This window comes from Shinella sp. S4-D37 (genome assembly GCF_040812195.1).
Taxonomy (GTDB): domain Bacteria; phylum Pseudomonadota; class Alphaproteobacteria; order Rhizobiales; family Rhizobiaceae; genus Shinella.
In genome coordinates, this window is sequence record NZ_JBFNXL010000006.1 from 37347 (window position 1) to 50489 (window position 13143).

At 66.5% G+C, this 13143-nt stretch carries 8 protein-coding genes; all 8 read left to right on the top strand.

Annotated features, from left to right (window positions below; all coding sequences use genetic code 11):
- Positions 1 to 126 precede the first annotated feature (126 nt).
- The 8 genes from AB3G45_RS27580 to nirB all read left to right on the top strand — a co-directional run bounded on the left by AB3G45_RS27580 (position 127) and on the right by nirB (position 13138).
- Positions 127 to 924, top strand: coding sequence for an alpha/beta hydrolase fold domain-containing protein (locus tag AB3G45_RS27580; RefSeq protein ID WP_367833725.1), 798 nt, complete (start codon positions 127 to 129; stop codon positions 922 to 924).
- 46 nt (positions 925 to 970) lie between these two features.
- A complete protein-coding gene (locus AB3G45_RS27585; RefSeq protein ID WP_367833726.1) occupies positions 971 to 2161 on the top strand; it encodes an efflux RND transporter periplasmic adaptor subunit in 1191 nt (396 codons plus the stop codon).
- A 306-nt stretch (positions 2162 to 2467) separates the two neighbouring features.
- Complete coding sequence (locus tag AB3G45_RS27590; RefSeq protein ID WP_367833727.1) at positions 2468 to 5656, top strand: efflux RND transporter permease subunit; 3189 nt, start codon at positions 2468 to 2470, stop codon at positions 5654 to 5656.
- A gap of 329 nt (positions 5657 to 5985) precedes the next feature.
- A complete protein-coding gene (locus AB3G45_RS27595; protein ID WP_367833608.1) occupies positions 5986 to 6915 on the top strand; it encodes an IS110 family transposase in 930 nt (309 codons plus the stop codon).
- Between the two features lie 414 nt (positions 6916 to 7329).
- Positions 7330 to 7929, top strand: coding sequence for an ANTAR domain-containing response regulator (locus tag AB3G45_RS27600; protein ID WP_367833728.1), 600 nt, complete (start codon positions 7330 to 7332; stop codon positions 7927 to 7929).
- Entirely contained in the window at positions 7926 to 9137 is a 1212-nt protein-coding gene (locus tag AB3G45_RS27605; RefSeq protein WP_367833729.1) for a CmpA/NrtA family ABC transporter substrate-binding protein, read from the top strand. Before AB3G45_RS27600 ends, AB3G45_RS27605 begins: the two co-directional genes overlap by 4 nt.
- Positions 9138 to 9445: 308 nt before the next feature.
- Positions 9446 to 10672 carry a nitrate/nitrite transporter gene (locus tag AB3G45_RS27610; protein ID WP_367833730.1) on the top strand — a complete coding sequence of 409 codons (1227 nt, stop codon included), beginning with the start codon at positions 9446 to 9448 and terminating at the stop codon, positions 10670 to 10672.
- Between the two features lie 15 nt (positions 10673 to 10687).
- Complete coding sequence (nirB, locus tag AB3G45_RS27615; RefSeq protein WP_367833731.1) at positions 10688 to 13138, top strand: nitrite reductase large subunit NirB; 2451 nt, start codon at positions 10688 to 10690, stop codon at positions 13136 to 13138.
- The last annotated feature ends 5 nt before the right edge of the window (positions 13139 to 13143 follow it).

Sequence of the window (13143 nt, forward strand, 5' to 3'; positions counted from 1 at the left end):
TGTAAGCTGCTATTGTTCGAAAATCTGGATAGTGAAGTCAGTTTTGGCGTACTTATATCGCAAAGGTCAAGCACGATATAAATGGTGAGGCCCCATTCTAATTCCAGACGGGGCGAGGACAAGGCAATGCCCGTAGAGATCAAGGACATGACGTTCGACAAGGTGGCCACCGGCCCCGTGTCCGCGCGCGTCTATCAGGGAGCGGAGTTCGCCAAGGGCGCGCCGATCCTCCTCTACTTCCACGGCGGCGCGTTCCTCCAGTCCGGCACCGTCCATTGCCCGCTCGCCGAAGCGCTGGCGGCCACCGGCGCCATCGTGGCCGTGCCCGATTACAACGCGCCGGGCGGCAGCGTCTTCCCGCAGCCGCTGGAAGTGGGCTTCTCGGTGTTTTCCTATCTCGCCAAGAAGCGCGCCGGCCTCGGCGACCGCAAGTCGCCGCTCCTCATCGGCGGCGAGGAGGCGGGCGGCAACATCGCGGCCGGCGTGGCGCTCAAGGCGCGCGACCACTTCGCCGACGAGCTCGACGGCCAGGTGCTCATCTCGCCGCTGCTCGATCCCTTCATGGGCACGACGTCCTTCCGCACCGCCGATGCGATCGGCATGCGCGAGCGCTGGTCCAATGGCTGGAGCCATTATCTCAGCGGCGGCGTCTGCCACCCCTACGCAGCCCCGAGCCTCTGTTCGCGGCTGTCGGGCGTCGCCCCCGCGCTTGTCCTGTCGGCGGCCGACGATCCGCTGCTCGACGAGGCGCAGGGCTACGCCGACCGCCTGAGGGCGTCGGGCGTCACGGTTCAGCAGCATGTTCTTCCCGCGGGAACGGGCTGGTCTTCGATTTACAGCGGGAAATCCGATGTGACCGGAGCGTGGCGAAATGCCCTCGCCCTGCACTTCTCCGATTTCGTCAAGGATATAAGCATTCACTAATTCGATTTGAAACACGCGGCCCGGGAGGCCGCAAGGAGACGAGAAAATGATATCGAAGCGCAAAAGCTGGGCCCTGACGGGCGCCGGCCTGGGACTGGCCGTGTCCGTTTCCGCCGCGGCCCTCTATTTCCAACTGCCGGGCAATGTCGCCAAGGCCGAGGCCGTCGCGACGGCCGAGGTGCCGGCCGTGCCGGTCACCGTCGCCGTGGTCGAGAACCGCGACGTCGTCGCCTGGCAGGAATTTTCCGGCCGGCTGGAGGCGATCGACCGCGTCGAGGTGCGCTCACGCGTTTCCGGCGCCATCGAGGCGGTGAATTTCCGCGAGGGCGCGCTGGTGAAGGCCGGCGACCTGCTCTTCACCATCGACCAGGAGCCCTACAGGACGGCGGTGACGCAGGCCGAAGGCCAGCACGCCTCGGCCGAAGCCCGCGTGAAGCTCGCCACGACCGAGCTTGAGCGCGGCCAGCGCCTCGCCAAGAGCAACAGCATCTCGCAAAGCGAGGTGGACACGCGCCAGAACGCGCTTGCCGAGGCCCGCGCCGCGCTGAAGACGGCCGAGGCGACCCTGCATGCCGCCCAGCTGGAACTCGGCTATACGGAAGTGCGCGCGCCGGTTTCCGGCCGCGTCGGCAAGGTGGAGATCACGACCGGCAACCTCGTCGCCGCCGGCTCCGCCTCCCCCGCGCTGACGACACTCGTCTCGGTCGATCCGATCTATGCCGGCTTCAATGTCAGCGAGGAGACGGTCGCAAGGGCGCTCGCCGCCCTGCCGGCCACCGGCGGCGCGCTGCCGCCCATCGACCGCATCCCCGTCGAGGTCGGCACGCTCGCCGACGAGGGCACGCCGATCCACGGCACGCTCCAGCTCATCGCCAACGAGGTGGACGCGGCAAGCGGCACCATCGCCGTGCGCGCCGTCTTCGACAATCCCGGCGGCAGGCTGATCCCCGGCCAGTTCGTGCGCATCCGCATGGGCGAGCCGGAGGCCGAGAGCAAGATCCTCGTCAGCGAGAAGGCCGTCGGCACCGACCAGGACAAGAAGTTCGTCTTCGTCGTCGACAAGGACAACAAGATCACCTACCGGCCGGTGGTGCTCGGCGGCCTTTCGGGCAACGAGCGCATCGTCGAAAGCGGCCTTGCGGGCGGCGACCGCATCGTCGTCAACGGGTTGCAGCGCGTGCGCCCCGGCGTCGTGGTCGATCCGCAGATGCAGGAGAACGTCGCCTCTGTGAAGTAGACGGGCCGGGCGGGATTCGCCCCTCACCCTAACCCTCTCCCCGCAAGCGGGGAGAGGGGACGTGCCCCGCAAATGGGCATTGGGTGAGGAAACCGGGTCGGCATATCCCTTCGCTCCGCTTGCGGGGAGAAGGTGCCGGCAGGCGGATGAGGGGGCGCCCTTACAAGACCTGCCGCAGGCGCCATCGCAAGAATACCCGCAGGACGCTCACCCGCCCTGCCCGCAAACAACCAGCAATCCCACACCCGCCGGCGGCGCATCGCCCGCCGGACGGGTCCGTTCGTCCCTGGAGAGGGGTCCTTTGCCATGAACATCTCCCGTTTCTTCATCGATCGCCCGGTCTTTGCCGGGGTGCTGTCGATCCTCATCGTGGTCGCCGGCCTGATCGGCATGCGCGCCCTGCCGATCTCCGAATATCCGGAGGTCGTGCCGCCCTCGATCGTCGTGCGCGCCACCTATCCCGGCGCAAACCCGGTCGTCATATCCGAAACCGTCGCCACGCCGCTGGAAGAGCAGATCAACGGCGTCGAGGACATGCTCTACATGAACAGCCAGGCGACCTCCGACGGCGTGCTGACGCTGACGGTCACCTTCAAGCTCGGCACCGATCCGGACAAGGCCCAGCAGCTCGTGCAGAACCGCGTGTCGCAGGCCGAACCGCGCCTGCCCGCCGAAGTGCGCGCGCTCGGCGTCACCACGGTGAAAAGCTCGCCCGACTTCATCATGGTGGTGAACCTCGTCTCCAAGACCGACCGCTACGACATCACCTATCTTCGCAACTACGCCACGCTGAACATCAAGGACCGCCTCGCCCGCATCGAGGGCGTCGGCCAGGTCCAGGTTTTTGGCGCGGGCGACTATGCCATGCGCGTGTGGATCGACCCGCAGAAGGCTGCGGAACATGCGCTCGCCGCCAGCGACATTTCCAACGCCATCCGCGAGCAGAACGTGCAGGCCGCCGCCGGCATCATCGGCGCCTCGCCGGTGTCGAACGACGTCAACCTGCAGCTCAACCTCAATGCGCAAGGGCGCCTGCGCACGCCGGAGGAATTCGGCAACATCATCGTGAAGACCGGCGCCGAAGGCCAGATCACCCGGCTTCGCGACGTCGCGCGCATCGAACTCGGCGCGGCCGACTACTCGCTGCGCTCGCTGCTCGACGGCGAGCCCGCCGTCGCCGTCGCCGTCCTCCAGGCGCCGGGTTCCAACGCCATCGAGATCGCCGACACTGTCCGCGCCACGATGGACCAGCTCCAGCTCGCCATGCCCGAGGGCGTGAAATACGAGATCGTCTACGACACGACGGAATTCGTGCGCGCCTCCATCGACAAGGTGGTCGACACGCTGCTCGAAGCCGTCGCGCTCGTCGTGCTCGTCGTCATCGTCTTCCTCCAGACCTGGCGCGCCTCGATCATCCCACTGCTCGCCGTGCCGGTCTCCATCATCGGCACGTTTGCGGTCATGTATGCCTTCGGCTTCTCCGTGAACGCGCTGACACTCTTCGGCCTGGTGCTCGCCATCGGCATCGTGGTGGACGACGCCATCGTCGTCGTCGAGAACGTCGAGCGCAACATCGAGAACGGCCTTTCGCCGCGCGAGGCGACCTACCGGGCGATGCGCGAGGTCTCCGGCCCGATCATCGCCATCGCGCTCGTCCTCGTCGCGGTCTTCGTGCCGCTCGCCTTCATCAGCGGCCTCTCCGGCCAGTTCTACCGCCAGTTCGCGCTCACCATCGCCATCTCGACGGTCATCTCCGCCATCAACTCGCTGACGCTCTCCCCGGCGCTCGCCGCCCTTCTCCTGAAGGACCACCATGCGCCGAAGGACTGGCTGACGCGCGTCATGGACGGGCTGTTCGGCTGGTTCTTCCGCGGCTTCAACCGGCTGTTCGGCGCGGCCTCGAACGGCTACGGCCGCGGCGTCGGCGGGCTGGTCTCGCGCAAGTCGCTGGTCATGGCCCTCTATCTCGCCCTCGTCGGCGCGACCTATGCGGTGTTCAACGCCGTGCCCGGCGGCTTCGTGCCGGCGCAGGACAAGCAGTACCTCATCGGCTTCGCCCAGCTTCCCGACGGCGCGACGCTCGACCGCACGGAAGAGGTCATCAAGAAGATGAGCGCGATCGCGCTGGAACAGCCGGGCGTCGAGCACGCCATCGCCTTCCCGGGCCTGTCGATCAACGGCTTCACCATCGGCTCGAATTCCGGCATCGTCTTCGCCGCGCTCGCCCCCTTCGAGGAGCGCACGACGCCGGAGCTTTCCGGCGGCGCCATCGCCATGCAGCTGAACCAGAAGTTCGGCGCCATCCAGGACGCCTTCATCGCCATGTTCCCGCCGCCGCCGGTCAACGGCCTCGGCACGACGGGCGGCTTCAAGCTGCAGATCGAGGACCGCGCCGGCCTCGGCTACGGGCCGCTCAACGAGGCGACGCAGGCCTTCCTTGCCAAGGCCTACCAGACGCCGGAGCTGGCGGGCCTGTTCTCCAGCTTCCAGATCAACGTGCCGCAGCTCTATGCCGACCTCGACCGGGCGAAAGCCCAGCAGCTCGGCGTGCGCGTGACCGACGTCTTCGAGACGCTGCAGATCTATCTGGGTTCGCTCTACGTCAACGACTTCAACGCCTTCGGCCGCACCTATTCGGTGCGCGTCCAGGCCGATTCCGCCTTCCGCGCCAAGCCCGAGGACATCGGCCAGCTCCAGGTGCGCTCGCAGACGGGCGAGATGATCCCGCTTGCCGCACTCCTCAAGGTGGACGCCGCGACCGGGCCGGAGCGCACCACGCGCTACAACGGGTTCCTCGCCGCCGACATCAACGGCGGCCCGGCCCCCGGCTTCTCCTCCGGCCAGGCGCAGGCGGCCGTGGAGAAGATCGCGGCGGAGACGCTGCCCCCGGGCATCGACTTCGAGTGGACGGACCTCACCTACCAGCAGATCCTCGCCGGCAATTCGAGCATCGTCGTCTTCCCGCTGGCGCTTCTCCTGGTCTACCTGGTGCTCGCCGCGCAATATGAGAGCCTGACGCTGCCCATCGCCATCATCATGATCGTGCCGATGGGCGTGCTCGCCGCGCTCGCCGGGGTCTGGTACACGGGCGGCGACAACAACGTCTTCACCCAGATCGGCCTCGTGGTGCTGGTGGGGCTTTCGGCGAAGAACGCCATCCTGATCGTCGAATTCGCGCGCGAGCTGGAATTCGAGGGCAGGACGCCGGTGCAAGCCGCGATCGAGGCGAGCCGCCTGCGCCTGCGGCCGATCCTCATGACCTCGATGGCCTTCATCATGGGCGTCGTGCCGCTGGTGCTTTCCACCGGCGCGGGCGCGGAAATGCGCGCCGCCATGGGCCTTGCCGTCTTCTCCGGCATGATCGGCGTCACCTTCTTCGGCATCTTCATGACGCCGGTCTTCTACGTGCTCCTGCGCCGCCTCACCGGCAACCGCCCGCTGGTGCAGCACGGCAAGTCGACGATGGAAGGGGAGGCAGAGGCGCACACGGCCTAGCCGGAGCCTTTTCCCATACGGCAAACCAGTGCCTCCTCCTCTTCTCCCCAGCGGGGAGAAGGTGGCCCGAAGGGTCGGATGAGGGGGTGGCTCCGACGGAGCGTTTATACTTCCGGCCCCCCTCATCCGCCTGCCGGCACCTTTGTAACTTCCCTTCTGCTGCGATTGGCGGTGTATTGCCAGTTGCGGTGGCGGATGAGAGACCGCAGCACCTTTGGGCATTGAAGCCCGTGGGAGAGCTTGGGTCATCATCCGCCGTTCCATCGAACCCGAACAGTCGCCAGGGCCGCTCGCATGTGCGAAGCCCGCTTAGGCAAGGATGGGATCAGATGGATGTGATTGTTGGTATCGATGTTTCCAAGGATCGGTTGGATGTGCATGTGCAGCCAGTCGGGGAGAGCTTTTTCGTCGGCAACGACCATGCCGGCGTGGACGGCCTGATCCGCCGGCTGCGAGACGCAAAAGCCGATATCGTGGCGCTGGAAGCGACCGGTGGCTACGAAATGCTGGCAGCTGCCAGCCTGTCATCAGCCGGCTTTGCCGTTGTGGTGGTCAATCCGGCGCAGGTGCGTTCCTATGCCCATGCGCTTGGCAAACGCGCCAAGACAGATCCGATCGATGCCGCTGTGATCGCAGCCTTCGTCGCAGCAACCAGACCGGAGATCCGGCCCTTGCGCGATGAGGAGAGCGAGGCCTTCTCGGCCATCGTTTCGCGGCGCCGCCAGATCGTGCAGATGATCACGGCGGAAGAAAACCGGACACGGACGGCCCAGGCCAAGGAAACGCAGAAGAGCATCAAGCGGCTGCTTGCAGCGCTCCGACGTGAACTCGCAAGCCTCGACGGCGATCTCAACGGACGCATCCGCAAGTCGCCCTTGTGGCGGGTGCGCGAGGCGCTTTTGACCTCGGTACCGGGTGTAGGACCAACCACGGCCCGCACGCTGATGGCCGAACTGCCGGAACTCGGTAGCCTCGACCGGCGCCAGATCGCCGCATTGGCCGGGGTGGCGCCGTTCACTCGGCAGTCGGGCAAGTGGCGCGGCAAGAGCTTCATCGGTGGCGGTCGCGGCAAGGTGCGGGCTGTGCTGTTCATGGCAGCGCTGGTCGCTGCCCGTCGTAACCCGGTCCTCAAGGCCTTCCGCGATCGTCTCGTTGAAGCCGGCAAGCCCAAGATCGTCGCCATCGTCGCGACCATGCGCAAGCTTCTCACCATCCTCAACGCCATCATCCGGGACGGAAAACCATGGCAAAGCGCTTGACAGACAAGACAGTCGCTCTCCCCGCTGGGGAGAAGGGGAGGAGGCACTGGTTTCCTTCATATAAAAATTGCCTCGAAAACGCGGTGCCGGCAGGCATGCCCTCCCTGTCAGGCCTGCGCAAAAAGCAGGCACCGGCCTGCCCCGACAGAAGCAACGCAGCATTTGCATAGCTGCATTGCACAATAAATGTTTCCCATTTGGTCAAAAAAACCGCATAGTGCCCTCAGTTGATGCACACAGCGGTTTTCCTCCCAGTGCCGCTGCATCAGCTGTTCCCCTCTGGAGGTTTTTGACCTTCACACTTCATGGGCCGCGGTTTCCGCTGGCCCATTTTTTTTGCCCCCCGCACGGCTTGATTTTCCCTGCCGATCGGAGGCATCTGCCGGACATTCTTGGCTCTGGCGCGGTGAGGACATGAAACCGGGCGCATTGAACGTACTGGTCATCGACGAGAACCGCATCCGCGCCGCCATCATCGAGGAGGGGCTGCGCGACGCCGGCTATGCCGTGACCGTGGTCGAGGAGATGCAGGGCCTTGCCCGCCGCATCGCCGACCTCAATCCCGACGTCATCGTCATCGATCTCGAAAACCCCAACCGCGACCGGCTGGAGAGCATCTTCCAGCTCACCCGCGCCATCCAGCGCCCCATCGCCATGTTCGTCGACAGGTCCGACGAGGCCTCCATCGAGGCGGCGGTGGAGGCGGGCGTCTCGGCCTATATCGTCGACGGGCTGAAGCAGGAGCGCGTGCGGCCGATCCTGAAAATGGCGATCAGCCGCTTCAACGCCTTCTCCCGCCTCAGCCGCGAACTGGAGGAAACACGCAGCGAGCTGGAGAACCGCAAGGTGATCGACCGCGCCAAGGGCCTCCTGATGCGCTCGCGCGGGCTTTCCGAGGAGGCGGCCTATGCGCTCCTGCGCCGCACGGCGATGAACCAGAACCGCAAGATCGCCGAGATCGCCCAAAGCCTCGTCACGGCGGCGAGCCTGCTCGATCCGGGAGTAAAGACATGACGATGCGCCACGCCATCACCGCCGGCTTCGTGCCGCTGCTCGACAGCGCCCTGCTGGTCGTCGCCCGCGAGAAGGGATTTGCCGAGGCGCAGTCTATCGACCTCACGCTGGTGCGCGAACGGTCCTGGGCGAGCATTCGCGACCGCCTCGCCGTGCGCCGGTTCGACGTCGCCCATATTCTCGGCCCCATGCCGATCGCCTGCAATCTCGGCCTCTCCGCCCCGGCGCCGGAGATGATCGTGCCCATGGCGCTCGGCCTCGGCGGCAATGCCGTCACGGTCTCGGCCGCGCTGTGGCAGGCGATGGCGCGGACCGGCGCGACCGCCGATCTCAATGCGCGCGAAAACGGCGCGGCGCTGCGCAGGGTTATCGACGGGCGCGTCGGCGAGCCCTTGCGCTTCGGCGTCGTGCATCCCTATTCCGGGCACAATTACGAGCTGCGCTACTGGCTGGCGGCCAGCGGCATCCATCCCGAGCACGATATCGAGATCGTCGTGCTGCCGCCGCCGGACATGGGCGACGCGCTCGCTACGGGCCTCATCGACGGCTATTGCGCGGGCGAACCGTGGAACACGTTCGGCGTCCTGAAGCGCGGCGCGCATCTTGCCACCGTCAAGGCGGCGATCTGGAAGTCGAGCCCGGAAAAGGTGCTCGGCGTCAATGCGCGCTGGGGCGAGACGAACCCGGAGGCGCTTGCCGCCCTCATCGCCGCGCTGCATCACGCCTCGCTGTGGTGCGGCGACCCGCGCAACCACGACGAACTCGCCCGGCTGCTGGCCCTGCCCGCCTATGTCGGCCGCGCGGCGGACCTCCTGCTGCCGGCGCTCAGCGGCGTGCTGCCGGTCGGCGGCGACGCGTTCCGCACGGTCGGCGATTTCTTCGTGCCGCACGCCAAGGCCGCGACCTTCCCGTGGAAGAGCCATGCGCTGTGGTTCTACACCCAGATGGTCCGCTGGGGACAGGTGGCGCAGAGCGAGGCGAACCGCGCGGTCGCCGCCGGCACCTATCGCCCGGACGTCTACCGCGCCGCGCTGAAGGCGCTCGGCATCGCCATGCCCTCGGCGAGCGCCAAGGTGGAGGGCGCGCTGACCGCGGAGACGCCCGTCGGCTCCTCCGGCGCGCTGACGCTCGGCCCCGACGGCTTCTTCGACGGCGGGCGCTTCGATCCCGACGATGTCGACGGCTATATTGCGGCGCAGTCTCGCTGACGCCTATTTTATGCGCAGTGCACAAAATTTGGTGCCGCCCGTGCCGCCGGGGCGTGCGTGCCTTTCATGCCTCCGGACGGAAACCTTTTTGAATCAGTCTCTTGCCGAGTTGGCACGCCGCTTGCTTTTCTCTCCGTAGGCCTTCGGGTCACGATATCGGCGTCCAACGAAGGGCGCCACCAGCAAAGCCGCTGATCAGGTTTCCCGCGCCCACGCCCGTCGTGCCGCGCCGGCAAACCTGGCCAGCGGCTTTTCGTTTTCAACCCTCAAGATGGAGCGGCACGACCTTGTCGGGCCACGGAGAAGCCATGTCCGAGACCAAGCAGCCCCTGTCCCCGCGCGAACCGGCCATCGCGCTCTGGGTATCCACCTTCGCCTTCACCATCTGTTTCGCCGTCTGGACGATCTTCGCGATCATCGGCATCCGCATCAAGGAAGACCTCGGGCTTTCGGAAGCCGAGTTCGGCCTGCTCGTCGGCACGCCCATTCTCACCGGCTCGCTGGTCCGCATCCTGCTCGGCGTCTGGACGCCGCGCTTCGGCGGCCGCCTCGTCTATACGCTGACCATGCTGGCGGCGGCGATGTCGACCCTCCTGCTCTCGCACGCCACGACCTTCCCGCAGATGCTGCTCGCCGGCCTCGGCGTCGGGCTTGCCGGCGGCTCCTTCGCGGTCGGCGTCGCCTATGTCTCGCCCTTCTTCCCGGCGGAAAAGCAGGGCACGGTGCTCGGCATCTTCGGCGCGGGCAATGTCGGCGCGGCGCTGACGAAGTTCCTCGCGCCCTTCGTGCTCGTCGCCGCCGGCTGGCAGATGGTCGCGGAGATCTGGGCGGCGGCGCTCATCTTCACCGCCTGTCTCTTCTGGTTCACCACCAGCGACGACCCGGCCTTCCGCGCGCGCCGCGAGGGCAAGGCGCCGAAGCGCAGCCTGCGTGCGGAATTCGCCCCCCTGAAGAAGGCGCAGGTCTGGCGCTTCTCGCTCTACTATTTCTTCGCCTTCGGCGGCTTCGTGGCGCTGGCGCTCTGGCTGCCGCGCTACCTCGTCGGCGTCTACGGTTTCGACATCGCGACGGCCGGCATGGTCGCCGCCGCCTATTCCATCCCCGGCAGCATCTTTCGCGCGCTCGGGGGCATGCTGTCGGACCGCAAGGGCGCGCGCTCCGTCATGTACTGCATGTTCGCCGTCTCCGCCGTCGCAACGCTCATCCTGTCGCTGCCGTCGGGCGTCACGCCCGCCCTCTTCATCGTCACCGTCTTCGTGCTCGGCTTCGTCATGAGCCTCGGCAAGGCGGCGGTCTACAAGCACATCCCGGCCTATTACCCCGATGGCGTCGGCGCGGTCGGCGGCGTGGTCGGCATGGTCGGCGGGCTCGGCGGCTTCGTGCTGCCCATCGCCTTCGGCCTGCTCAAGGACGCGACCGGCCTGTGGTCGAGCTGCTTCCTGCTGCTCTTCGCCGTCGTCGCCGTCTCGCTTTTCTGGATGCACCTCTCCATCCGCCAGATGGAGCGTCCCTCCGTCTCGGCCGTCGCAGCGTAACGTTTAGGAAATCCCATGACCGAGAAACTCGTCATCGTTGGCAATGGCATGGCCCCCGGGCGCATGCTGGAGCACCTCCTCGAAAAGGCCCCCGGCCAGTACGAGGTCACCATCTTCAACGCCGAGCCGCGGGTGAACTACGACCGCATCATGCTCTCGCCCGTCCTTTCCGGCGAGAAGGACTACGAACAGATCATCATCCACGGCGACGGCTGGTACATCAAGCACGGCATCACGCTCTACAAGGGCCACCGCATCGTCGCCATCGACCGGGCCGCCAAGACGGTCACCTCCGACCACGGCGTCACGGAAAGCTACGACAAGCTGGTCATCGCCACCGGCTCGGTGCCCTTCATCCTGCCGGTGCCCGGCCACGACATGCCCGGCGTCATCACCTATCGCGACCTCGACGACGTGCAGGCCATGCTGCTCGCCGCCCAGTCGCGCGAGAAGGCCGTCGTCATCGGCGGCGGCCTCCTCGGCCTCGAAGCCGCCGCAGGGCTCGCCGGCCGCGGCATGGACGTGACCGTGCTGCACGTCATGCCCACGCTGATGGACCGCCAGCTCGACCCCGCCGCCGGCTATCTCCTGCAACGGGAGCTGGAAGGGCGCGGCATCAAGATCGTCTGCAAGGCCAACACCAAGGCCATCGTCGGCAACGGCAGGGTCGAGGGCATCGAGTTGGACGACGGCCGCGTCATCCCCGCGACGCTCGTCGTCATGGCCGTCGGGATCCGCCCCAGCGTCGGCCTCGCGAGGGAAGCGGGCCTTGCCGTCAACCGCGGCATCGTCGTCGACCACGGCATGCAGACCTCCGACGGCAGCATTCTCGCCCTCGGCGAATGCGCGGAAGTGGGCGGCATGGTCTACGGCCTCGTTGCCCCGCTCTACGAGATGGCCCGCGTCGCCGCCGCCCATCTTGCCGGCGAGCGCACCGCCGCCTTCGTCCATTCCGATACGCCCACCAAGCTGAAGGTCACCGGCATCGAACTGTTCTCGCTCGGTGATTTTGCCGACGGCGACGACCGCGAGGAGATCGTGCTGCGCGACGCCTCCGCCGGCGTCTACAAGCGGCTGGTGCTGAAGGACAACCGCATCATCGGCACCGTGCTCTACGGCGAGACGGCGGACGGCGCCTGGTTCAACGACCTCAAGAAGAAGGCCACCGACATTTCCGAGATGCGCGAGACGCTGATCTTCGGCCAGGCCTACCAGGGGGGCTCCCCGCTGGACCCTATGGCGGCCGTTGCAGCCTTGCCGGATGATGCGGAAATCTGCGGCTGCAACGGCGTCTGCAAGGGCAGGATCGTCTCGACCATCACGGAAAAGGGCCTGACCTCGCTCGACGACGTGCGTGCCCATACCAAGGCGTCCGCCTCCTGCGGCTCCTGCACGGGCCTTGTCGAGCAGCTGATGACGCTGACGCTCGGCGACAGCTACAACCCCGCCGCCGTCACGCCCATGTGCGGCTGCACCGAGCTTGGCCATGACGACGTGCGCCGGCTCATCAAGGCGAAGGGGCTGAAGACCATTCCGGCCGTGCTGCAGGAACTGGAATGGAAGACCTCCTGCGGCTGCGCCAAGTGCCGCCCGGCGCTGAACTACTACCTCGTCTGCGACTTCCCGGACGAATATGCCGACGACTACCAGTCGCGCTTCATCAACGAGCGCGTGCATGCCAACATCCAGAAGGACGGCACCTATTCCGTCGTGCCGCGCATGTGGGGCGGGGTCACCAACGCCGGCGAACTGCGCGCCATCGCCGATGTGGTGGACAAGTTCGAGATCCCGCTGGTGAAGGTGACGGGCGGCCAGCGCATCGACCTGCTCGGCATCGAGAAGGAGGACCTGCCCGCCGTCTGGGCCGATCTCGGCAAGGCCGGCTTCATCTCCGGCCAGGCCTATGCCAAGGGTCTGCGCACGGTAAAAACCTGCGTCGGCTCGACCTGGTGCCGCTTCGGCACGCAGGATTCCACGGGACTCGGCATCCGCATCGAGAAGTTCATGTGGGGCTCGTGGACGCCGGCCAAGCTGAAGCTCGCCGTCTCCGGCTGTCCGCGCAACTGCGCGGAAGCGACCTGCAAGGATATCGGCGTCATCTGCGTGGATTCCGGCTTCGAGATCCATTTCGCGGGTGCCGCCGGCCTCGACATCAAGGGCACGGAGGTCCTCGGCCTCGTCAAGACCGAGGACGAGGCGCTGGAGCATATCGTGGCGCTGACGCAGATGTACCGCGAGCAGGCGCGCTATCTGGAGCGCATCTACAAATGGGCCAAGCGCGTCGGTCTGGAAGAAATCCGCCGCCAGATCATGGGCGACGCGGACAAGCGCAAGGCCTTCTACGACCGCTTCGTCTTTTCCCAGAAATTCGCGCAGGTCGATCCGTGGTCGGAGCGCGTCTCCGGCAAGGACAAGCATGAATTCAAGCCGATGGCGACCATCGGCTACGGCGAGGCCGCGGAATGAGGAGC